The organism is Paenibacillus dendritiformis, from assembly GCF_015845845.1.
GTDB lineage: Bacteria > Bacillota > Bacilli > Paenibacillales > Paenibacillaceae > Paenibacillus_B > Paenibacillus_B dendritiformis_C.
The window spans coordinates 1-22,392 of the sequence record NZ_LDIG01000273.1 but is presented as its reverse complement, the minus strand read 5'-3'; the positions used below and the strand labels follow the sequence as shown (position 1 = coordinate 22,392).

The following is a 22,392-nucleotide window of genomic DNA, read 5'->3' as shown; positions in this document are numbered from 1 at the left end:
GTGCAAACCCCTGCAACTCATCTTGCCCCCTGCAACAACCTCCTGCCCACCACAAGAGCATTTCCAAGACAATAGAAGCCGTCGTTGCAAGACATCTTCCTCAATAAAACGGTTCAAGCAAGCCATTGCATCATGTTTTGTCCTCTTGGCCTACATGAGCTCCGGCCAGCAGACGCCGCACCACCTGCGGGTAGATGCGGTGCTCCACCGCCTGAATTTTGGAGAGCAGCGATTCGAGCGTATCGTCTTCCGCAATCGCCACCGCCTCCTGCGCCACGATCGGCCCCGTATCCATCCCGGCATCGACCAGATGCACGGTCACTCCCGTTACCTTCACGCCGTAATCCAGCGCCTGGCGTACCGCGTGCAGGCCCGGAAAGCTCGGGAGCAAGGAGGGATGAATATTGAGAATGCGGCCTTCATACGCGTCCAGCAGCACCGGCGTGACGAGCCGCATATACCCGGCCAGGGCGATCCATTGCACGCCATGCCGGCCCAGCGTCCGCAGGATGTCGCGTTCGTAATGGCCGCGGCTCTCATAGCGCTTTGGCTCGAACACCGCGGCCGGAACGCCGGCTTCGCGCGCCCGCTCCAATACGCGAGCTCCGGGCTTGTCGCACACGAGCAGCGCGACCTCCCCGCCGAGCTGCCCTGCCCGCGACGCCTCCGCCAGCGCTTGGAAGTTCGAGCCCGAGCCGGAAGCGAACACGGCAATGCGCGGCAGAAAGGAGGTGCCTGCGGACGGCGAGATTTGCAGCGCCCCCGTGCCGGCGTACTCCGCCTCCTGCCCTTCATATCCTGTGCGCATCAGCAGCCCACCTCCGGAATCCGAACCTGACGCGCCCCTTCCGTCACCGCGCCGAGGCGGTATACCGCCTCGCCCTGCTCCGCCAGGCAGGCCTCCGCCGCAGCCGCTTCATCCGGATTAACCGCGATGACCATGCCGATGCCCATATTGAATGTCGTGAACAGTTCCATCCAGGTCAAGCTTCCAATCTCGCGGCTGAGGCGGAACACTTCCGGCACCGGCCATGTGCCGTAATCGATCTGCGCCGCCGTGCCTTCCGGCAGCATGCGCGGAATATTTTCGAGGAAGCCTCCGCCTGTAATATGGGCCGCACCCTTGACCGTAACCCGCTTCATCAGCTCCAGCAGCGGGCGCACATAGATGCGCGTCGGCTCGAGCAGCACATCGGCCAGGGGGCGGCCGTCCGACGTCACGCGTGCATCCAGGGTATAGCCGGCCTCTTGGAGGAACAGCTTCCGCACGAGCGAATAGCCGTTGCTGTGGAAGCCGCTGGAGGCGAGGCCGAGCAGCACATCGCCCGGGCGGATCGTCTCGCCCGTGATGAGGCGGCGCTTCTCCACGACGCCGACGCTGAAGCCGGCGATATCATACTCGCCCGGGGCGTACATCCCCGGCATCTCCGCCGTCTCGCCGCCGATGAGGGCGCAGCCCGCTATCCGGCAGCCTTCGGCAATGCCGCTGACGATCGCTTCGATGCGCTCGGGCACCACTTGGCCGCAAGCCAAATAATCGAGGAAGAACAGCGGCTCGGCCCCCTGCACGACGATGTCATTGACGCACATTGCCACCGCGTCAATACCGATGGTGTCATGCCGTTCCGCCGCGAAGGCGAGCATCAGCTTCGTCCCGACGCCATCGGTGCCCGAGACGAGCACAGGCTCCTCAAATCTTTTCGCATCCAATCCGAACAGCGCCCCGAATCCTCCCAGACCCGACAGCACCTCCGGCCGGAATGTGCGCTGCACATGCTTTTTCATCCGTTCCACAGCTTCGTTGCCTGCCGCAATGTCAACCCCGGCTTGCTTGTAAGCTTCAGACATAATGTACGCGTCTCCCCTCTCCGGTTCGCCCCGCCTACAGCGGGGCGCCTTCCTCCTGCAATTTCCGCAGCTCCAATCCTCTGTCTGCCGGCACTTCGTCCTTTTTCTTCCTTGGTGTTGATGTCTCTGTAGATTCCTCTATGTGCCGCATGATGAGCCGCTTGATGAGCCGCTTGGCCACAAGGCCTTACCGGCGGACAGATTCCGCCTCCACGCCTGCCGCGGCGCGCGCGCCGAACAGCTCCGTCGGATAATCATCATCGAAGCAGGCCAGGCACAAGCCGCCGCTCGGCTTATCCGCATAGCTGCCGCCAATCGCCTCAATCATCCCTTCCTTCGACAGGAAGGCGAGCGAATCGGCGCCGATCAGCTTCCGCATCTCCTCTTCCGTATGAAGATGAGCGAGCAGATCCTCGCTCTTCGGCGTGTCGATGCCATAGAAGCACGGATGGCGGAACGGCGGCGAGGCGATGCGCAGATGGACCTCCCGCGCCCCGGCTTCGCGCAGCATGTTGACGATGCGGCGCGACGTCGTGCCGCGCACGATCGAGTCGTCAATGAGGACGACCCGCTGGCCTTCGACGACGCTCCGGACGGCGCTCAGCTTCATTTTGACGCCCTGCTCGCGCAGCTCCTGGCTCGGCTGAATGAACGTTCTGCCGGTATATTTGCTTTTGATAAGTCCCATTTCATATGGAATGCCCGTCTTCTCCGCGTAGCCGATCGCCGCCGATATGCTGGAATCGGGCACGCCCGTCACGATATCCGCCTCGACGAACGCCTCCTCCGCCAGCCTCATCCCCATATGCTTGCGGGCGGTGTGCAAGTTCACCTCATGCAGTTGACTGTCCGGACGCGAGAAATAGATGAATTCCATCGCGCACAGCGAGCGCTTCGCTCCCGGGGCGAACCGTTCCGAGCGGTGGCCCCACGCATCGACGACGACCAGCTCGCCCGGCTCCAGTGGGCGGACCAGCTCCGCTCCGATCGCCTCCAGAGCGCATGTCTCCGAAGCGAACACATAAGCGTCGCCCAGGCGGCCCATCACAATCGGACGCAGCCCGTGCGGATCGGATGCCGCCAGCAGCCGGTCATTCGTCATCAGCAGGAAGGCGAAGCCTCCGACCAGTTCCTTCAGCGCTTCCTTCGCGGCCTGCACGAAATCATGCTCCGAGCGGGCAATCAGATGCGCGATGACCTCGGTATCGCTTGTCGTCTGGAAGATCGACCCCTTCTGCTCCAGCCCGTGGCGGATCTGCGGCGCGTTGACGATATTGCCGTTCGTCGCGACCGCCAACTCGCCGTCCCGCGTCTTGAACACGAGCGGCTGCGCGTTCGCCAGCCGGCTGTCGCCGGACGTCGAGTAGCGGACATGGCCGATCGCCCGATCGCCTTCCAGCTCCGCGTGCCGCTCGGCGTCGAACACTTCCTTCACCAACCCCATCCCGCGGTGATAACGGAATGAATCGCCGCCGGATACGCAGATGCCCGCGCTCTCCTCGCCCCGGTGCTGCAGCGTGTGCAGCCCGTAGTACGTCAGCGTCGACGCCTCCTTGTAGCCGAAAACGCCGAAAATGCCGCATTCCTCTTTCAACCGGTCGAACGGGCCATCCCGGCCGCTGCCCTCGTTATAATAAGCCCCGCTTATCGCATAAGACATGGGATCGCATCCTTCCATACCCGCTCCGCTTCCCGGACCGGGAGATCGATAGCCGGACTGCCGTTGACCCGAATGGCGATCTGCTCGCCGCCGACCCGTCCCAGCCCTTCGACCGGGATGCCCGCTGCCGCGCAGCGCGCTGTCACCTCTTCGGCCCGATCCGGATGGACCGAGAGCAGAATTCGCGATTGGCTCTCGCTGAACAGCGCGACATCATTCCGCAGACCGGCCGCAGCCAGTTCCAGACTCGCGCCGATGCCGCCGCTGATGCAGCATTCCGCGAACGCCGCAGCCAGCCCGCCATCCGATACATCATGCGCCGACTGCACGAAGCCATCCTGAATGAGCGCCAGCACCGTCCGCTGCAGGCGCAGCTCGGTCTCGAGATCGACCTCCGGCGGACGGCCTTCCGCCACGCCATGGATGACCGATTGGAACTCGCTTCCGCCCAGCTCCGCCTTCGTCCGGCCGAGCAGCAGCACGGCATCGCCTTCGCGCTTGAAACCTTGCGTCGTAATATGATCCGCGTCATGGACGAGTCCAACCATGCCGACGACCGGCGTCGGGTAGATCGATCCGTGCGCATTTTCGTTATAAAGGCTGACATTGCCGCCGATGACCGGCGTATTCAGCACGCGGCACGCTTCCGCCATGCCGTCGACCGCCTGCTCCATCTGCCAGAAGTTCTCCGGCTTCTCCGGATTGCCGAAGTTCAGGTTGTCGGTTATGGCGAGCGGCTCGGCGCCCGAGCATACGATATTGCGCGCCGCCTCGCACACCGCAATGCGTCCGCCCATCAGCGGATCGAGCATCACGTAGCGGCCGTTGCAGTCCGTGGTCATCGCGAGCGCCTTGCGGGTTCCGCGCACGAGCACGACCGCCGCGTCCGAGCCCGGCGTCACCGCCGTGCTGGCCCGCACCATGCTGTCATATTGGCGGTACACCCATTCCTTGCTGGCGACGGAAGGGGAGGCCAGCACTTGCAGAAGCGCCGCGTTGACGTCCGTCACCTCCGGGTATCCGGCCGTATCGAGCGCTTGGTTGGCCGCATAGCTCGCCGGCTCCCGCGACGGCTTGTGATAGACCGGGCATTCATCGACGAGACCGCGGACCGGCATATCGGCGACCACTTCGCCGCCGAACAGCAGGCGCAGGCGGCCGTCGTCCGTCACGCGCCCGACCTTGCGGCAGATGACGCCCCAGCGCTCGAATATTTCCATCGCGATCGGCTCGTTCTGCTCCTCGATGACGAACAGCATCCGCTCCTGCGATTCGGACAGCATCATCTCGTACGGAGTCATGCCCGTCTCCCGCTGCGGCACCTCGTCGAGCACCAGTTCCAGCCCGTTGCCCGCCTTGCTCGCCATCTCGGCGCTGGAGCAGGTCAGTCCCGCCGCGCCCATATCCTGAATCCCGATCACGATGCCGGACTGAATCAGCTCCAGACAGGATTCCATCACCAGCTTTTCCATGAACGGATCGCCGACCTGGACCGCCGGGCGCTTCGCTTCCGACTCGGCCGTCAGCTCCTCCGAAGCGAACGTCGCGCCATGAATCCCGTCGCGTCCCGTCGGAGGACCGACATAATAGACCGGGTTGCCGACGCCGCTGGCGACGCCCTTCTGAATATCCTCATGGTTGATCAAGCCGACGCACATTGCATTGACGAGCGGATTCCCGGCATAGCTGTCGTCGAATACGACCTCGCCCCCGACCGTCGGGATGCCGATGCAGTTGCCGTAGCCCGCGATGCCCGCGACGACATGCTCGAACAAATATTTGACCCTCTCCTCCTTCAAGCTGCCGAAGCGCAGCGAATTGAGCAGGGCCACCGGCCGGGCCCCCATCGAGAAAATGTCGCGGATAATCCCGCCCACGCCCGTCGCCGCGCCTTGGTAGGGCTCGATGGCGGACGGATGATTGTGGCTTTCGATTTTGAACACGACGGCCTGGCCGTCGCCGATATCGACGATGCCCGCGCCTTCGCCCGGACCGACGAGCACCCGCTCGCCCGTCGTCGGGAACCGCTTCAGAAGCGGCTTCGAATTTTTGTACGCGCAGTGCTCCGACCACATGACGCTGAATACGCCGATCTCCGTATAGTTCGGACGGCGTCCGAGCAGTCCGCAGATAAGCTCGTACTCGTCATCCGTGACGCCCATCCCCGCATACAGCCGCTCGGCCGCAATCTGATCCGGAGACGGCTCCCGCCGCATATTGTCGCGGGCCATCTCCATCGACTGCCGCTTCCGGCGCGCTTCCTGTTCTGCCCGTTCCGCCGAGACGGCGGTCGTAGTGTTACGCGTTGACTGCATGCTTCTCCCTCCAAGCGTTCAAAATCGACGTGAACATCCGGCTGCCGTCCTCGGAACCGAGCCAGGCGCTGACCGCGCGCTCCGGATGGGGCATCATGCCGAGCACATTGCCCGCTTCATTGCAGATGCCCGCAATATCCTCGACCGAGCCGTTCGGATTATCTTCATAAGTGAACACGATCTGTCCCCGCGCCTTCAAGCGGCGCAAGGTCTCTTCGTCACAGTAATAATTGCCTTCCCCATGAGCAATCGGGATGTTGACCACTTCGCCCTCGCCGTATTCGGCCGTGAAGGGCGTATCGCGGCGGGCGACCCGAATCGGAGCCGCATGGCAGCGGAACTGAAGGCCGACATTGCGCCGCAGCGTGCCCGGCAGCAGCCCGGCCTCCGTGAGAATCTGGAAGCCGTTGCAAATGCCGAGCACATAGACGCCCTCCCGCGCGGCCTGCTCGACCGCCTTCATCACCGGCGCGAAGCGGGCGATGGCGCCGCAGCGCAAATAATCGCCGTAAGAGAAGCCGCCCGGCACGATGATCAGATCGTAGCCGTCCAGCTCCGTCGCCGTATGCCAGACGCGATCCGCCTCGAGCCCCATCGTATCCTGGACCGCATGCACGCAATCCATATCACAGTTCGATCCCGGAAAAACAAGCACAGCCACCTTCATCGCCCTACGCCTCCAATTCGTATCGGTAATCTTCCACGACCGGATTGGACAGCAGCACCTTGCAGATCCGCTCGACCTGTTCCTTCGCTTCGGCTTCATTCGCCGCCGCCAGCTCGAATTCCATATACTTGCCGATGCGCATATGCTCCACGCCCTCATACCCCATCGAATGCATCGCCCGCTCCACCGCGGCGCCTTGAGGGTCAAGCACGTTCGCCTTTGTCGTTACAATCACTTTTACCTTCACTGTGAATTCCTCCCGTTACGCCCATCTCTGTGCGGTTATTCGTTCATATAAAGCGATATAACGTCCTCGCGTAGCGTCGACGACCTCCGCCGGCAGCGGCGGGGGCGTGCTGCTCCGATCCCAGCCGGAAGCGGCCAGATAACGGCGGACCGGCTCCTTGTCGAGACTGTCGATATCCGTATCGAGCGCATAGCTGCCGACGTCCCAGAAGCGGGAGCTGTCCGGCGTGAACAATTCGTCGATGAGCACCAGCTCGCCGTCAATCAAGCCGAATTCAAATTTGCAGTCGGCGAGCAGCAGGCCTTTGCCCGCGCATTCCTCGGCCGCGAACCGGTACAGCCGGAGACTCGCGTCCCGCAGCCGCCCGGCCAGTTCCGGCCCGAGCTCCGACTCCATGACTTCATAGGAAACGTCTTCGTCATGACCTTCGTCATGCTTGCGCGCCGGCGTAAATATCGGTTCCGGCAGGCGCTCGTTCATGCGCAGCCCTTCCGGCAGCTTGATGCCGTTCACTTCGCCGGTCGCTGTATACTGCCGCCAGCCTCCGCCGGTGACATAGCCGCGGACGACGCATTCGAAGTCCACGCGCTGCGCCCGCTTGGCGAGCGTCATTCGTTCAGATAGCAGGGATACTAGAGATGAGATGCGTTGATGAGGTTCCGGTTCGCTGCCGAGCCGGGCGGACAATGCGGTCCGCAGGCATTCCTCGTCACAAGGAATGACATGATTGCCGATAACATGCTTCGTTCGGTCGAACCAGTAGCGGCTCAGCCGGTTCAGCACCGTCCCTTTGTCCGGCACGGCCGGCTCCAGGACGCAGTCAAAGGCCGAAATGCGGTCCGATACGACGATCAAGAGCGTATCGGCGTCCCATTCATACAGTTCCCTCACCTTGCCGCGGTGAAGCAGCGGGAACGGAATCGCATCCGCCAGCGTTGATACGATAGAGTTGGTAGACATGCCTGTGCTCCTCTCGGTTTCTCCTAAGCTGAAGCGGTCTTGCTTACCCTCCCGTTGGTTGCTCCCGCTGCGGCGGACGGTTCCCGGAAGACAGGAGGGCAGGGAGCCGGCCGCCGCATTCGGCCCGTTGGGGATGGGGCCTGCGCGAGCAGCTTATCCGCCATATACAGGGGGACGGCGAACAAGCATGAACTTGCACTTATGAAAATTTGGATGTACCTGTATTGACCTTAAAGTTATCCTTCCAGCAAGCCAAGCTGGCGGAAAATCGTATCGACATGCTTCAAATGCCAGGACGGGTTGAAGGCGTCCTCGATGTCTTCCGCGCTCAGCACCGCCGTAATCTCCGGCGTGCTCTCGATGATATCGCGGAAGCTGCGCTGCTCTTCCCATGCCTGCATCGCGCGCGGCTGTACCGTATCGTAAGCCTGCTCGCGGCTCCAGCCCCGGTCGATAAGCTTCGTCATGACGCGGCCGGAGAACGGCACGCCATAGGTGCGCTGCATGTTGCGCTTCATATTTTCCGGGAATACCGTCAAGTTCTTCACGATGTTCATGAAGCGGTTCAGCATATAGTTCAGCAGCATCGTGCCGTCCGGCAAAATGATGCGCTCGACCGAGCTGTGCGAGATGTCGCGCTCATGCCAGAGCGGCACATTCTCGTAGGCCGACAGCATATAGCCGCGGACTACGCGCGACAGGCCGGAAATGTTCTCGCAGCCGATCGGGTTGCGCTTGTGCGGCATCGCGGACGAGCCCTTTTGCCCTTTGGCGAAGGCTTCCTCCACCTCGCGGAACTCGCTCTTCTGCAGCGCGCGAATCTCGGTCGCGAACTTGTCGAGCGACGTCGCGATCAAGGCCAGCGTCGCCATATACTCCGCATGGCGGTCGCGCTGCAGCGTCTGGGTCGAGATCGGCGCCGGCTTCGTGCCGAGCTTCTCGCAGACGAACTTCTCCACGAACGGGTCGATGTTGGCATAGGTGCCGACCGCCCCGGAGATTTTCCCGTACTGCACGCCGTCCGCCGCATCGCGGAACCGCTCCAGGTTGCGCTGCATTTCCGCGTACCAGAGCGCCATCTTCAAGCCGAACGTCGTCGGCTCCGCATGGACGCCATGGGTGCGGCCCATCATCGGCGTATCCTTGTATTCCAAAGCCTTGTCCTTCAATATATCAATGAACCGGAGCAGATCCTGCTCCAAAATCTCGTTGGCCTGCTTCATCAGATAGCCCAAAGCCGTGTCCACGACATCGGTCGAGGTCAGCCCGTAATGGACCCATTTCCGCTCGGGTCCGAGCGTCTCCGATACGGCGCGCGTGAAGGCGATCACGTCGTGGCGCGTCTCCGCTTCGATCTCATAGATCCGGTCGATATCGAAGCTTGCCTTGGCGCGCAGCGCTTCGACATCCTCCTTCGGAATGACGCCAAGCTCGGCCCATGCCTCGCAGGCGCACAGCTCCACTTCGAGCCAAGCCTTGAATTTGTTCTCTTCCGTCCATATGGCCCGCATCTCCGGGCGCGAATAACGTTCAATCATCGTCTCGTATTCCTCCACATGTTCGATTCTCTCATCCAAGCGAAGGCCGCTTCCGTGTCCGGGGCCACGATATTGATATGCCCCATCTTCCGCTTCGGCTTCGCTTCCGACTTCCCGTACCAGTGCAGCTTCGGCGTCACGCCGAAGCGCTCGGCAGCCGGGTCGTCCGTACGGAACCATTGTACCATGTCCGCCGCGTCTTCGCCGAGCAGGTTGGCCATGACGACCGGAGACACGAGCTCGGTCGGTCCGAGCGGCAGGTTGCAGATGGCCCGCAGATGCTGCTCGAACTGGGAGGTGCGGCATGCATCCATGGTGTAATGCCCGGAATTATGCGGGCGCGGCGCGAGCTCGTTCACGAGCAATTGGCCGTCCGCGGTCAGGAACATCTCGACCGCGATGAGGCCGACGACGTCGAGCGCCTCCGCGATGCGGCGGGCCAACTGCTCGGCTTCCGCCTGCACGCCGGCCGGAATGCGCGCCGGGACGATGGACAGGTGGAGGATATGCTCCCTGTGAATGTTCTCCGCCGCCGGGAAGACGGCGATCTCGCCGCGCGGGCTGCGGGCGGCGATGACCGACAGCTCGTGCTCGAACGGCACGAACGCCTCGAGCACCAGCTCCGGGGCCAGCGCCGACAGCTCGGCATAAGCGGCCTCCGCTTCGCTCTCCTGGCGAAGCATGCGCTGACCCTTGCCGTCATAGCCGCCGGTGGCCGTCTTCAGCACGCCGGCGCCGCCGAACGCGCGCAGCGCGCGGCGCACCTCGCCGGCCGAAGCGACCGCCGCGAACGGCGCGACGGGAATGCCGGCGGCCTGCAGCGCTTCCTTCTCGCGCAGGCGGTGCTGCGCCAGGCGAAGCAGGCGGCTCCCCTGCGGCACGGGAGCGGCCCGCTCGAGCCGCTCGACGGCGCCGGCGTCCACGTTCTCGAACTCGTACGTGATGACGTCCGAGCGGGCCGCCAGCTCCGCCAGACCCTCCTCATCGCCGTAATCGGCGCAGATGAGGTCGGCGACCGCGGCGCAGGGCGCATCCGCCGCCGGGTCAAGCGCGACGAAGCGGTAGCCGAGGCGGACGCCGTCCAGCGCCAGCATGCGGCCGAGCTGGCCGCCGCCGAGGACGCCTACCGTCGCGCCAGGCGCCAGCACCGGCGCCATCGCCTGCGGCCGCATGCGGCCGTCCGCAGGGGCCCTCATGCGAGGTCCCCCGCGGCCTGCACCTGCTGCCGCACCGCTTCCCTGCGCGCCTCCACCTGCGCGCGCAGCTTCTCATCGTGCATGCCAAGCATCTGCACGGCCAGAAGCCCGGCGTTCGTCGCGCCCGCCGGTCCGATCGCCACCGTCGCCACGGGTACGCCGGCCGGCATCTGCACGATGGACAGGAGCGAGTCCATCCCGTTCAACTGCGAAGACCGCACCGGCACGCCGATGACCGGCAGCACCGTCTTCGCGGCGACCATGCCCGGAAGATGGGCGGCCCCGCCCGCGCCCGCGATGATGACGCGAAGCCCGCGCTCCGCCGCCGTCTCTGCATAGCGGAACATCTCGTCCGGCGTCCGGTGGGCCGATACGACCTTGCTCTCGAACGGAACATTGAATTCCTTCAGCACCTCGCATGCAAGCCGCATCGTCTCCCAATCGGACGTGCTTCCCATTATGACGCCTACCCGCACGTTGTCCTTGTCCATCATCGTGCACCTGCTTTCACCCTGTTTTTTGCCCGGCTTCCGAATAATCCCTGACATGAGCATAAAAAAATCAGCGGATGGCTACCCCCTGATCGCAATCTCTGAACCCAAGAATGAGGAGCCCCGGCCGCCGAACAAGCCAGGTCCGTCCTTTCGCCTCCTGATGACAGGCAGCAGCAAACAGACCTGCGGCGCATCCGTCTGGTCGTCATTCTCGTAGTCCAAAGATTTACGGTCCTTGGGTAGAAACTTCCGGCCATATTCCCGGAATTATACGAGTTCAGAAAGATGAAATTATATCGATAGTAGTTCAAAATTATTCGTTAATGGTTCAAGCACCTTCAGTGTAACAAGGGGCAACAGCCATGTCAAGGGTTAAAATACGAATATAATCCACGAAATATATTACATTGTTCGGTTTTAGTTCATTATGCCTATCTAATAAAAAAGAACCGGCCTCTGCATGCGCATCTTCCGGTTCTTCCCAAGGTATCAAGTTATTTCATGACGAGGACAGGCACCTTCGCATGCTGCACGACATGGTGGCTGACGCTGCCGAGCACGAATTCCTTGAATCCGCTCAGCCCGCGGCTCCCGATCACGACCAGATCGCAGCCGAACTCCTCGGCTTCGGCGACGATGGATTGTCCCGGAGGACCCTGCAGCAGCTTCACCTCCGCCCGATCGCCAAGCAGCGCCACCTGCTGCTCCGCATCGTTCTGCGTTTGCTCGGCATACTGGTACAGCTCCTCATTCGTCTCGACGGTCGCCGTCGCATACGCGGTTCCGATAAAATATTGCGGGAACTGGAATACATGCACTACGCGAAGCTTCGCTTCGGCATTGTTCTCCGCCAGGCTGATGGCATGGCGCAAAGCCTTCTTCGATGGCTCCGATCCGTCATAAGCGACAAGAATACGATTGAATACCATACATTCCACCACGCTTTCTTATAGTCAACGCTATGTAATAAGAGTATCGCGCTGCCAAGAGCGCCCCGCATCGCGTTTCTTGATGCGTGCCTGCGGAACAGATACTCCTCTATTACCCGATTTTGACAAAAAGATAACCGAACACCACAATATTCACGATAAGGATGAATGGGATTCCCGCCGTGAACGTGACATGCTGCGTCTTGTGCCGCTGGTTGTACATCCCGGTCAGCACGCCCAGGGCGCCCCCCAGCCACGCGGCCAGGAACAGCTTCCGCTCCGGAATGCGTCGGCGGTGCCGGATCGCCCGGCGCTTGTCCGCCGCCATCATTTGATAGCCAATGATATTGACGGCCAGCAAATATACAAATACAAGCAGCGTCCCGTCCATAGATGAAGAATCCCCCTTTCCCTACAAATATTATACAACTTGACGCTGCAGGCGGCTACTGTGCAGATAAAGAACTGCCCCCAGGCGTTGCATAGACCGTGCACAAGGATGCGGCCCAAGGCGGGACAACAGAGAATGCAGTGACAGGAGTACAGGGGCAGGAGTATAGAGGCAGGAGTATAGAGCGCGGATAAAGGAGGATGGAAAAACGGCGGCGAGAAAAGCGGCAGTAGATGGGCGAGGCAGATGGACGAGGCAGTGAATCCTGCGTTAATGCAGGAATTTACGCGACTTGCACCCGCATGTTATTAAATTCCTGCAAAAGAGCATTATTTTCGCCGATTTTTGCATTCTGCTTATGGTTTAGGAGGAAATTGATGCGGTTTTGCAGGAATTCCTGTAACGGAGTAAATGTCGCAAGGGAATGCTGCATTTTTGCAGCTTTCCGGCATTTTCCGGCCAGTTCGGCTTGCAACAATCAGGGGGCTGTCTCGCCGCAGCTGCACACGGCTGATGAGACAACCCCCTCCGCTCCATCAAGAAGCGTGAACGATTTCCGCTTTCTTCAGATGCTGGCGCTCCCCTTCGGTCATCCAGCCGAGCTCGACCATCCGGCGCAGCACGACGTTCTGGCGGCGCTCGGCCTCGGCGGGATGCTTCCGCGGAGACAGCCGTTCGGGCGCCTTCAGCAGGCCGACGAGCATCGCCGCTTCCGCTTCATTAATCGTCTCCAGCGTATCGGACGCCCCGGCGGTCTTGCCGAAGTAGAAGCGGGCGGCATCTTCAATCCCGTATTTCCCGTGTCCAAAATAGACCTTATTCAAATACATCTCCAAAATCTCGTCCTTCGTATATCTCCATTCGAGATTGGCGGCGATGGCCATCTCCTTAAACTTGCGGGAATACAGCTTATCCTGGGTCAGGAACAGATTGCGGGCCAACTGCATCGTAATCGTGCTTCCGCCCTGCGCTTTTTGCTGCTTCGTAACGTTAATCCATACCGAGCGGGCGAGTCCGATCGGATCGATGCCGGGATGGTAACGGTAACGATGGTCCTCGATAGCCAGCAGCGCCTCTGTAACATAGGCCGGCATATCCTTCAGCCGAACGATATGTCTCCCGTCTGCCGCGACTCCTTCCCGTATCTCTTCCCGCAGCCCCGCCAGCTTCGCTTCGTTCATCCAAGCCGGAGCGAGCCCGGCCATCATGAACCATCCGATCACCGGCGCCAATATCGCGGCGATTAGTCCATATATGACCCATCGTTTCCAGACATGCGCGATGCTCCGGACGATGGACGTTGATTCCGAATCTGTCTGCACTTGCTCTTGCTTCACAGGCCGTTGTTCCGAAGCCGACGCGCGGTGTCCGCCCGGAGAGCCCGTCCATTCCCCTTGATGCGAGCGCATCGCTCGAATCGGCGAGCGAAGCGCTATCGAGCCCTTTGCCGGATGCTCCCATCTGATAATTCTCATCGGAATCGACCTCCTTTCGATAGGTCCAGTGTACAAAATAGAGACTGGCCTTCCCATCGAATTCGGTTGCAGAAAGCTTACAAGTACGAAAGCTACCTACGTCATCCCTCTCTCCCCTTGTTATTGGAGCGCATCTTCCGCTTCCTGAGTCTGTGACTCAGAGATTGGATATAGTTATAATGTTTTTACATTTCTTAACACCAAATTAACATCATTTTTCGTATGATTTCTGTAACCGGCTCCGAGCGGATTCATCCACTTATTTTGAAAACGTTTACCCTCCGCATCGCGACTCTACATTTCCCGGCATGATTCTTTTTACGACTTCAATCTGTTCATGAAAATGGAACTTGGGGGAACCTGCCAATCATTTTCGATCATGGACGTGAGAACGATTCGGAACCGATCCAGGTCTTCGCTATACGCATGGAAGAAGCGAACCCGGGATGGTCTGAACAAGTTCATATTATTGTTTCGAAAAGAAGGGAGCTCGGTCACCATGAAAAGAAACCTTTCCCTGCTATCCATCGCCATCCTGCTGATGACGCTGCTTATATCTGGCTGCGGCGGAACAACCGCGGACCCGCCCGCTCTGCCGGCAGACCAGAACCAGGATGGAAAGCCCCGCTCCACCCCACGCGGAGAAATTCCTGATTTATATGTTATGCCTCAGGGCTACGACATGTTGAAGGAGCTGGATATGCTGGAGCCGCTCGATCCGTACATTGAGCAGAGCGGCTTTGATCTCGGGGTCATCAACGACGGCATCGTCGAGATCCAGCGCGCGCTCGATCCGGACGGCGCCGGCCTGCTCTACGGCATGCCGATCGAAGGGACGCAGAGAGCCCTCTATTTCAACAAAGCCATCTTCGATAAATTCGGCGCGGACTATCCGCGAGACGGCATGACATGGGATGAAATCCTGGATCTGGCGAAGCAGGTAACCGCTGAACGGGATGGCGTGAAGTACAAAGGGTTGTCCTTCGGGCATTATTCCATCCCGCTCACCCAATTCGGCGTGAACGGAACCGATCCAAAGACCGGAGAAGTGTTGTTTACGAAGGAACCTGCGTTTCAGTAATTTTTTGAGATGCTGGACAAATACCGCAGCATTCCCGGCATGGTGGATACCAGCGATTATTCCTATACCTTCAACAACGATCAAAATGTGGCGATGACCATCGTCTCTCTCCCTACGCTTCCGCTGTATAACGCGATCGAGGGACTCGACTTCGACATCGTGTCCGTGCCGGAATGGCCGGAGCACCCCGATGTCGGACCATCTGTTCCGGCGATTTCCATCAGCATTAACAAGCATAGCCAGCATAAAGATGCGGCTTGGGCCGTCATTGCCCATCTCGCTTCGCGGGAAGGCCAGCTTGTGTTGTCCCGGGTCGGCAGCCCGCCGACGATCAAGAGCGCGGAGGCGTTCGAGCAGTATTCGGCGGCCGATATGGAAGCGACCGACAAAAAATATAACATTCGCCCGATTTTCGAGCAGCGAATGGCGAGCATTTCGATTTTTTCTCCTTATGGTCCATTGGTGACGTTCTTCTACGATAATTATATCAATCAGAAGGCGCGCATCTTCGTATCGACCCCCGACAAGGATGCGGCGACTTTCTTGCGGGAGATGGAGGAGGAGTATACGGCCATCGTCAAAGAAATGAAGGAATTGAAATGGACTACTCGCCGTTCCCGGGATGCGGGTTCGGGTCAGCGCCAAGCGTTGGCCCGAATTGGCTTTCCCGTGTTGAATTAGACCAGACCGCTTTTTCTTTCTCTCCTCCAATGGGTATACTGACAAGAGGAGGGAATGCAATATGATGAACAAGAAGCGAATACCATGGATGACTGGCTTCGCGGCGGTACTTATCGCATTCAGCGGCTTGATGTACGGATGCGCAGACAACAAGGCGGCCCCCGATACCACACTGCCGCCGGGGCAAACTCAGACCCAGCCGCAGAGGGGAGGGGCGTCAGATGAGACGCCTGCAGTCCCGTCTCCGTCTGGACAAGATGAAGCTTCGAACGGGGGCAATGCGGTTCGGAGCGACAAGCCAGACGATCAATCCCCGGCGGAGCCCGATGTTGAGCGGGTTATCCAATCCATCGATACGGGGAACGGTTACCATAAGAAGATAGAGCTTCTGAAGGACGGCGGCAAGCGCGTCACCATTACCGATCCGAACGGAAATGCGACGGTCCGTAAAATCGAATATGAGGGCACGATCAGCTCCGTGAGCGGAAGTGAAGTAACCGTACAATTGGAGCATGGCGGGGAGAAGACGATCAAGATCCCCCAAAATATAATCGTGGACGACGAGACCGGACAAGGCTTCAAGATCGGTACCGAGATCGAATGGGTTGTCGATCCGGACGGTACGATTCTCAAAGTCCAATTGGACGATTAAGCTTCCGCCTATCGCCTTCAATGAATTAAAGGGTGCCCAGGCCATCTCGGCCCTGACACCCTTTTCTCGGGAAAGTGCTTAATTTTGCGCCATTCCTGCTTTCACCCAGCCGGCTGCCGTAACGGTGCGCTTCGCTTGATGCTTGACGGCGGCCTCCACATTTTCAACCATCTTGCCGTCCTGGCCCACGGTTACGCTGGTGCCGTACGGATTGCCTCCTGCCGCATACGCCGCGGGATCGGTATAGCCGGGAGCGACCACGATGGCCCCCCAATGATACATCGACGTATACAGGCTCAGAATCGTCGCTTCCTGTCCGCCATGCGAATTGCCGGCGCTGGACATCGCGCTGACCACCTTGTTCGTCAGCTTGCCTTGCGCCCACAGTCCTCCGGTCGTGTCCAGGAACTGCTTCATCTGGGACGGCATATTCCCAAAACGAGTCGGTACGCTGAAGATGATGGCATCCGCCCACTCCAGGTCCGAAGGCTGTACCGTCGGCACATGCTGTGTCGCATCCACATGCGCTTTCCAGGCCGGATTGCTCTCGATCGCCGCCGTCGGCGCCAGCTCAGGAACCTTGAGCACCTTGACTTCGGCTCCTGCCGCTTCCGCCCCTTCCTTGGCCCATTGCGCCAACTGATAGTTCGTGCCTGTCGAGCTGTAGTAGATTACTGCCAACTTTACATTTGTCATCTGAAAAGACTCCTTTATTTTCATTTGCTGTGTATATGGTCAAGCTGTCATTGATTCTTTGGTACGTTACTTGCGGTACAATGGATAATCGACGGCCGTCGGCACTTCAATGGCAATCAGCCGGGTCGCGTCCTCCGCCTTGATGTGCAGCACATCCTTATTATCTTCGCTGCCCGTCGAGATGATGAATTGTTCGCCAGCATACTGGATGTGCTCTTCTCCCGCTTCCGCGGAGCCGATGTTCCCCCTGCCGCTAATGAACAGCGACGTCCATGTACGGCCGGGCGGCAAGACTGCCTCATAGCGATGGCCGGCTTGCACCGTAATGTCCCACATGCGGGCATCCGCTACAATCCGGCACGGCGACCCTTCCCCGAGCACCGTCTTCACGGTGACGCCGCCGGATTCATGAATCGGAAACGCCTCGTGCTCGAACTGGGCGTAATGGGGCGGGCGCTTTCTCGCTTCCAGCAGATTCGGCTCGAACCATATCTGGAGCATATCGGCATCCGGACCGACGATGCGTTCGCTGTGTTCCACGCCGCTCCCCGCCTGAATCAATTGCGCGCCCCCTGCGCCGACCACGCTGTCCGTTCCGAGCGAATCGCCATGATGCGTCTCGCCTTGAATGACATAGGACAGAATCTCGAATGCCTGATGCGGATGAGGCGGAATATATCCCTCTTCCTTCGCCTTCGCCCAAGCCCAGTAGAACAACGTGCTGACGCGATTGACGGCCCCGCCCTCCTGCGGGAAGCCAATCGGCTTAATCTCCGTAATCCGGCCGCCGTCGAATGCTCCGGTCCCCATTTGGCTCGCCGTAAACTGCTGAATCTTCATATCCATCCTCCCTTTTCCATAAATTGTACTGGCGATACAAGTCTAATTATCTTTATTTCGAGATATATGACAGTAACAATGCGGTCGCTTCCTTGAACGCCTACGAGTACCATCATAATGCGAAATTATCTCGATGTCAAGATATTTCCGGAGTAGACAAGCAACTGGATTTGAGCCTTTGAAGCAAACATTAGGGAAGCGAAGCTGAAAGTCTCCCTGGCGGTGGCACCGGTACAAGATGAATACCTCTAACCGCAGCCAGCCTGCGATAGATATCGTCGTGAGGCTGAGAGGAATCGCGGAAGAGTCTGCCGATAGTATGCTCAAGTCCAGCCGGCAAGAAATCGAGCAGGCGGCCGAACGAACGATCGAACATTGTTATCTAAAGCTATTGGACAGCTTGAAAAACAGTTGGATCCCCTTGGATTCGGATTGCGCTATATTGCGACACCGCATGGAGGACATCAAGAGTGGGAGGAGTGGAAAACGCTGTATCCTCGTGTCCAGTTCAACGTCAAGGCGCATGTCGCCTTGAACAGCACAGGCGAGATTGAATAAACACAGCCCGTCGGCGGGTGCCAACGGGCTGCTATTCGTGTGCGCGGCAGGGCGCATCTGCTTTTTCTATCTTCCTTTTACCTATCTATGTTTTATTCTTCATGCAATTCTTGAATATAGGCTCTTTCTCCGTGCATCAAGTAAACTACGTTTTTATCGGCATCCAGCGCCGCTACCATCTTTGTCTCCTTATTTTGGACAAAGATGAAATCTCTAGCCGAGTTATCCCATTTCACTTCAAGTCCCTGGAGGTCCATATTGAACAATTTCTTCGCGATCGGAGCCACCGCTTCTTTCGCTTCTTTTTCGGTAATATCTTTCTTCAACACCTGTTTTCGCCCGCCGTCATAAACGTAATGTACCTTCCCCGTCTTGCCATCCATAGAAAGCGTAACCTTGCCGCCTTTAAGCTTCCACGTCTTATTCTCAACGTTACCCTCAAGCACAGCTTTCGTCACGTCCAAGTCACGATCTAAAGCCGTTTTCACTGCTTCCGCTGCCGTTTTCAGTAATTTCGGTTCAAGCTCCTTCTTGCTAAACTCGATCGCGGCCCCAATACGAGTTTTCTCTGTCGACCCTGGCATATTTTTCAACAGAAAAGCGGAGAAATCCTTCCCGCTTAAAGAATAATGGGTAAAAGGTTCTTTGGGGTTTTCATAGTACTCGGTGACGTTAACTTCCTTATCAAATGTATATTTTTTCTTGGCATGCATCCCTTTCAGCACTTTCAGGATTTCATCCTGATCCTTTTTGCTGATTCTATCGATGCTTTGCTTGCCTCTGATATGCCATATTTTTTTGGTCTTTTGTATATAGGCTACACTATAAGTTTCATCTTCGGAATGAACCCACACCCATCCCACCATTTCGTCAAGCTCGCCAACATCCTTCAACTTAATCTCTTTCCCCGCAAATTGTTTTACGGCCTTTTGCAGCTCGGCAGCCATTTTCTTGTCGATCTGCACTTCTTTGCTCTTCGATTGCTGCTGCTCTTGCGGCTTCTCTTGCGCAGCCTCCGCGCCCGCAGGAATCGGACCTGCCAGGGTAACTAACATACTGGATACGATCATAGATGCTAGAATTGCTTTTTTTACATTCATAGTAATCCTCCTATGTACTTACTTGAATATTTGCTCACTTCTACTATCCTAACGAAGTAGTTGAAAAAAAACCACAAAACTTTCTATTAATATTAATTAAGAAATCGTTAATACAAATCAGCAGGATATAACAGATACTTGTGACTATTGGCTTTATATTGAGCAGAGCAACCTTCTTTGGCATCCGGAGTCATCAAGCAACTTATTTAATCTGGACAGTTCATTATTCCACGCAACGAATGGATCACGCTGAACCGACGCAGTTCATCATTATTCCGCTGCCGTTTTTATGGCCTGATTGCTTACGGCTGATATTGAAGCTGCCTCTGGTCGCTCTTATGCGCCTAACAAGACGATATCGCTTAGAACAGCAACGACGAATTTCTTTTATGTACGCATATGTTCTTCTTTTTGTCTGCTCTTTACTAATACTAACCAGGATAAGGGAGATACTCCACGAAACAATTGATGAAACCTTTTTAAGAAAACCTTAAGTTCCTTAAGTAGGCAGTAAGAGAATCTGATGATCGACTTACTCGTTTCGGGCTGTAATATACAAAAAAGCACCCATTACGGATGCTTTTTCTACTCAAGACGGTATTTTTAATGTGAAGATATCTCTTAGCTTGGACAATTCCCCCCCCAGCGGCCAGAAACAGCAATGGCTAGCAAGCCCAGATCGTTGTCGTTGTAAAGCCTGCGCAAACGCCGCAATTCTATATACACAATTTCATCAAATACAGGAATTTTCTCCTTTTTGCTTCAATTCGGTGCAAATGCGAGCAAAATGATGCAGATCTGCAGGAATTCCTCTCCATAGCGGCTCAAAAAGCGGAAAATGCTGTAGAATTGCAGCAATCCCCTCGCACGCTTCACCACAGGAGTCCACAACCCCAGGGGCTTCGATACGACCCAGGAAGCAACGGCGCCTCCAGAAACCGATGATGGCTCTCCGATGATCCCTCAGGATGCGATGATGCCTCAAGGTGCGATGATGCCTCAAGGTGCGATGATATGATATGTCCGTTCGGTTACCGCATTCCCTTCATTCTTCCGAACATAGAAAAAAACCACCGACGAAAGTCAGTGGTCTTTGTCTGCTTGGCAGCGTCCTACTCTCCCGGGACCCTGCGGTCCAAGTACCATCGGCGCTGGAGGGCTTAACGGTCGTGTTCGGGATGGGTACGCGTGGAACCCCTCCGCTATCGCCACCAAACAGATAAGGTATTGTACCTTAAAAACTGAATGCGAAAGTAAAATCATCAAACCATCCGGGGTCCCCGAAAAGTAATCGGTGTTGCTGCAACGCTTCACGTCACTTTTTGGGGTGAATTTAGGATAAGCCCTCGACCGATTAGTATTGGTCAGCTCCATGCATTGCTGCACTTCCACCTCCAACCTATCTACCTCGTCGTCTTCAAGGGGTCTTACCAATGTGGGAAATCTCATCTTGAGGGGGGCTTCACGCTTAGATGCTTTCAGCGCTTATCCCTTCCGTACTTGGCTACCCAGCTATGCCTCTGGCGAAACAACTGGTACACCAGCGGTACGTCCATCCCGGTCCTCTCGTACTAAGGACAGCTCCTCTCAAATTTCCTACGCCCGCGACAGATAGGGACCGAACTGTCTCACGACGTTCTGAACCCAGCTCGCGTACCGCTTTAATGGGCGAACAGCCCAACCCTTGGGACCTACTTCAGCCCCAGGATGCGATGAGCCGACATCGAGGTGCCAAACCTCCCCGTCGATGTGGACTCTTGGGGGAGATAAGCCTGTTATCCCCAGGGTAGCTTTTATCCGTTGAGCGATGGCCCTTCCATGCGGTACCACCGGATCACTAAGCCCGACTTTCGTCCCTGCTCGACTTGTAGGTCTCGCAGTCAAGCTCCCTTCTGCCTTTGCACTCTTCGAATGATTTCCAACCATTCTGAGGGAACCTTGGGGCGCCTCCGTTACTCTTTAGGAGGCGACCGCCCCAGTCAAACTGCCCGCCTGACACTGTCCCCGAACCGGTTTCACGGTCCCTGGTTAGAACTCCGATACGATCAGGGTGGTATCCCAACGGCGCCTCCACCGAAGCTGGCGCTCCGGCTTCCCAGGCTCCCACCTATCCTGTACAGACCGTACCAAAGTCCAATATCAAGCTGCAGTAAAGCTCCATGGGGTCTTTCCGTCTTGTCGCGGGTAACCTGCATCTTCACAGGTATTAAAATTTCACCGGATCTCTCGTTGAGACAGCGCCCAAGTCGTTACGCCATTCGTGCGGGTCAGAATTTACCTGACAAGGAATTTCGCTACCTTAGGACCGTTATAGTTACGGCCGCCGTTTACTGGGGCTTCGGTTCATAGCTTCGCCTTACGGCTAACCACTCCCCTTAACCTTCCAGCACCGGGCAGGCGTCAGCCCGTATACTTCGCCTTACGGCTTCGCACAGACCTGTGTTTTTGCTAAACAGTCGCTCGGGCCTATTCACTGCGGCCCCCTCGGGCTATTCACCCTACCGGGGCACCCCTTCTCCCAAAGTTACGGGGTCATTTTGCCGAGTTCCTTAACGAGAGTTCTTCCGCGCGCCTTAGAATTCTCTTCTCGCCTACCTGTGTCGGTTTGCGGTACGGGCACCTTTACCTGGCTAGAGGCTTTTCTTGGCAGCATGAAATCAAGACCTTCGGTACTGTAATTTTCCCTCCCCGTCACAGCCCAGCCTTACGGTCAGCGGATTTGCCTACTGACCAGCCTCACTGCTTGGACGAGCATCCATCTGCTCGCGTCCCTATCCTTCTGCGTCCCCCCATTGCTCATAACGGCTACGGTGGTACAGGAATTTCAACCTGTTGTCCTTCGACTACGCCTTTCGGCCTCGCCTTAGGTCCCGACTTACCCTGGGCGGACGAGCCTTCCCCAGGAACCCTTAGGCTTTCGGCGGACTGGATTCTCACCAGTCTTTTCGTTACTCATACCGGCATTCTCACTTGTGTACAGTCCAGCAGTCCTTCCGGTCTGCCTTCCACCCGGTACACAACGCTCCCCTACCACTGCATCGACTTCACTCCAGCTTCGAAGTAT

General features: G+C 57.8%; 21 protein-coding genes, 2 rRNA genes and 1 riboswitch. Of the genes, 4 read left to right on the top strand and 19 right to left on the bottom strand.

The window, feature by feature from the left end; translation table 11 throughout:
* Positions 1 to 130: 130 nt before the first annotated feature.
* From purN to ABD76_RS26565, 14 genes are all read right to left on the bottom strand, one after another.
* A complete protein-coding gene (gene purN, locus ABD76_RS26630; RefSeq protein WP_197259943.1) occupies positions 131 to 808 on the bottom strand; it encodes a phosphoribosylglycinamide formyltransferase in 678 nt (225 codons plus the stop codon).
* A complete protein-coding gene (purM, locus tag ABD76_RS26625) occupies positions 808 to 1,848 on the bottom strand; it encodes a phosphoribosylformylglycinamidine cyclo-ligase (protein ID WP_197259942.1) in 1,041 nt (346 codons plus the stop codon). The genes purN and purM overlap by 1 nt, the downstream gene beginning before the upstream one ends.
* 187 nt (positions 1,849 to 2,035) lie before the next feature.
* Positions 2,036 to 3,508, bottom strand: coding sequence for an amidophosphoribosyltransferase (gene purF / locus ABD76_RS26620; protein WP_197259941.1), 1,473 nt, complete (start codon positions 3,506 to 3,508; stop codon positions 2,036 to 2,038).
* Entirely contained in the window at positions 3,493 to 5,739 is a 2,247-nt protein-coding gene (purL, locus tag ABD76_RS26615; RefSeq protein ID WP_197259949.1) for a phosphoribosylformylglycinamidine synthase subunit PurL, read from the bottom strand. Before purL ends, purF begins: the two co-directional genes overlap by 16 nt.
* A 67-nt stretch (positions 5,740 to 5,806) precedes the next feature.
* The gene (gene purQ / locus ABD76_RS26610; protein WP_197259940.1) at positions 5,807 to 6,490 is read right to left on the bottom strand and encodes a phosphoribosylformylglycinamidine synthase subunit PurQ; all 684 of its coding nucleotides are present in this window, start codon (positions 6,488 to 6,490) and stop codon (positions 5,807 to 5,809) included.
* Between the two features lie 4 nt (positions 6,491 to 6,494).
* Positions 6,495 to 6,737 carry a phosphoribosylformylglycinamidine synthase subunit PurS gene (gene purS / locus ABD76_RS26605; RefSeq protein ID WP_197259939.1) on the bottom strand — a complete coding sequence of 81 codons (243 nt, stop codon included), beginning with the start codon at positions 6,735 to 6,737 and terminating at the stop codon, positions 6,495 to 6,497.
* Positions 6,738 to 6,752: 15 nt separating this feature from the next.
* A complete protein-coding gene (locus ABD76_RS26600) occupies positions 6,753 to 7,697 on the bottom strand; it encodes a phosphoribosylaminoimidazolesuccinocarboxamide synthase (RefSeq protein WP_197259938.1) in 945 nt (314 codons plus the stop codon).
* Positions 7,698 to 7,933: 236 nt separating this feature from the next.
* Positions 7,934 to 9,235 (bottom strand): adenylosuccinate lyase, encoded by a 1,302-nt coding sequence (gene purB / locus ABD76_RS26595; protein ID WP_197259948.1) that lies wholly within the window; start codon positions 9,233 to 9,235, stop codon positions 7,934 to 7,936.
* Positions 9,232 to 10,431: a 5-(carboxyamino)imidazole ribonucleotide synthase gene (gene purK / locus ABD76_RS26590; RefSeq protein WP_197259937.1), complete on the bottom strand. Its 1,200-nt coding sequence runs from the start codon at positions 10,429 to 10,431 to the stop codon at positions 9,232 to 9,234. The genes purB and purK overlap by 4 nt, the downstream gene beginning before the upstream one ends.
* A complete protein-coding gene (purE, locus tag ABD76_RS26585; RefSeq protein WP_197259947.1) occupies positions 10,428 to 10,922 on the bottom strand; it encodes a 5-(carboxyamino)imidazole ribonucleotide mutase in 495 nt (164 codons plus the stop codon). Before purE ends, purK begins: the two co-directional genes overlap by 4 nt.
* A 197-nt stretch (positions 10,923 to 11,119) precedes the next feature.
* Positions 11,120 to 11,220, bottom strand: a riboswitch (purine riboswitch).
* Positions 11,221 to 11,419: 199 nt separating this feature from the next.
* Positions 11,420 to 11,854: a universal stress protein gene (locus tag ABD76_RS26580; protein ID WP_006678218.1), complete on the bottom strand. Its 435-nt coding sequence runs from the start codon at positions 11,852 to 11,854 to the stop codon at positions 11,420 to 11,422.
* 112 nt (positions 11,855 to 11,966) lie between these two features.
* Positions 11,967 to 12,245 carry a DUF1294 domain-containing protein gene (locus ABD76_RS26575; protein ID WP_197259936.1) on the bottom strand — a complete coding sequence of 93 codons (279 nt, stop codon included), beginning with the start codon at positions 12,243 to 12,245 and terminating at the stop codon, positions 11,967 to 11,969.
* Between the two features lie 283 nt (positions 12,246 to 12,528).
* Complete coding sequence (locus ABD76_RS26570; protein ID WP_197259935.1) at positions 12,529 to 12,723, bottom strand: hypothetical protein; 195 nt, start codon at positions 12,721 to 12,723, stop codon at positions 12,529 to 12,531.
* 58 nt (positions 12,724 to 12,781) lie between these two features.
* A complete protein-coding gene (locus ABD76_RS26565) occupies positions 12,782 to 13,720 on the bottom strand; it encodes a transglycosylase domain-containing protein (RefSeq protein ID WP_197259934.1) in 939 nt (312 codons plus the stop codon).
* Between the two features lie 499 nt (positions 13,721 to 14,219).
* Between ABD76_RS26565 and ABD76_RS30030 the strand changes: the two genes are divergently transcribed.
* From ABD76_RS30030 to ABD76_RS26555, 3 genes are all read left to right on the top strand, one after another.
* Entirely contained in the window at positions 14,220 to 14,801 is a 582-nt protein-coding gene (locus ABD76_RS30030) for an extracellular solute-binding protein (protein WP_242069831.1), read from the top strand.
* 39 nt (positions 14,802 to 14,840) lie between these two features.
* Positions 14,841 to 15,482: a type 2 periplasmic-binding domain-containing protein gene (locus tag ABD76_RS30025; protein ID WP_242069830.1), complete on the top strand. Its 642-nt coding sequence runs from the start codon at positions 14,841 to 14,843 to the stop codon at positions 15,480 to 15,482.
* A 61-nt stretch (positions 15,483 to 15,543) separates the two neighbouring features.
* Entirely contained in the window at positions 15,544 to 16,134 is a 591-nt protein-coding gene (locus tag ABD76_RS26555) for a hypothetical protein (protein ID WP_197259933.1), read from the top strand.
* A 78-nt stretch (positions 16,135 to 16,212) separates the two neighbouring features.
* On the opposite strand, the gene wrbA is transcribed toward ABD76_RS26555, so the two are convergent.
* Together wrbA and ABD76_RS26545 are read right to left on the bottom strand one after the other, a co-directional pair.
* Positions 16,213 to 16,830: an NAD(P)H:quinone oxidoreductase gene (wrbA, locus tag ABD76_RS26550; protein ID WP_197259932.1), complete on the bottom strand. Its 618-nt coding sequence runs from the start codon at positions 16,828 to 16,830 to the stop codon at positions 16,213 to 16,215.
* Between the two features lie 66 nt (positions 16,831 to 16,896).
* Positions 16,897 to 17,670, bottom strand: a complete 774-nt coding sequence (locus ABD76_RS26545; protein WP_197259931.1) for a pirin family protein — start codon at positions 17,668 to 17,670, stop codon at positions 16,897 to 16,899.
* A 375-nt stretch (positions 17,671 to 18,045) separates the two neighbouring features.
* Here ABD76_RS26545 and ABD76_RS26540 point away from each other — a divergent pair, with 375 nt between their 5' ends.
* Positions 18,046 to 18,228, top strand: a complete 183-nt coding sequence (locus tag ABD76_RS26540) for a Ger(x)C family spore germination C-terminal domain-containing protein (RefSeq protein WP_197259930.1) — start codon at positions 18,046 to 18,048, stop codon at positions 18,226 to 18,228.
* Between the two features lie 92 nt (positions 18,229 to 18,320).
* Here ABD76_RS26540 and ABD76_RS26535 read toward each other — a convergent pair whose 3' ends face one another.
* The 3 genes from ABD76_RS26535 to ABD76_RS26525 all read right to left on the bottom strand — a co-directional run.
* Positions 18,321 to 19,328, bottom strand: a complete 1,008-nt coding sequence (locus ABD76_RS26535; protein ID WP_197259929.1) for a hypothetical protein — start codon at positions 19,326 to 19,328, stop codon at positions 18,321 to 18,323.
* A 1,099-nt stretch (positions 19,329 to 20,427) separates the two neighbouring features.
* Positions 20,428 to 20,544, bottom strand: a 5S ribosomal RNA gene (rrf, locus tag ABD76_RS26530).
* Positions 20,545 to 20,662: 118 nt separating this feature from the next.
* Positions 20,663 to 22,392: ribosomal RNA gene (locus tag ABD76_RS26525) — 23S ribosomal RNA — on the bottom strand; the annotation flags it as partial.